This is a genomic window from Candidatus Infernicultor aquiphilus, from assembly GCF_002784285.1.
GTDB classification, from domain to species: domain Bacteria; phylum Atribacterota; class Phoenicimicrobiia; order Phoenicimicrobiales; family Phoenicimicrobiaceae; genus Infernicultor; species Infernicultor aquiphilus.
In genome coordinates, this window is sequence record NZ_PFKO01000014.1 from 790 (window position 1) to 1,197 (window position 408).

At 39.0% G+C, this 408-nt stretch carries 1 protein-coding gene; it reads left to right on the top strand.

Annotated elements, in window-relative coordinates:
* On the top strand, positions 1–408 hold a 408-nt coding region (locus tag COZ07_RS00415), incomplete at both ends, for a hypothetical protein (protein WP_406606645.1).

A 408-nucleotide genomic window follows, 5' to 3' on the forward strand; every position in this document is an offset into this window, starting at 1 on the left:
AAGATACTTACAGAGGCTGGGCTTACCTTAGAAGATGTTATCAAGGATTGGAAGGCAGCAAGAGCTAAGCCACCAGAACCTATCATGTATAAATTCCCTGACGTTGATGCTAAGATGCATCTCAAAGTTGGAAATCAGAAAATAGAAATAGATATGAAGGAGGAGTTAGAAAGCCAGATAAAGTATGCCTTTACTGATAGATTGGAGAGATTCAAGAATGCTCAGAGGGAAGTAGAAAGGCTAGGAGTAGACCTCTATTCTACTTATCTCAGCAATATCTATGACATCAGAAGGTCTAAGCTTCTTCCTCAGATGATGATTCCCTTAGAGGAACTACTAAAGTATCCCTGCATGATAGACAAAGGAGGAAAGGACTCATACCTCTTTATCTTTCCTTTTACCTATAAT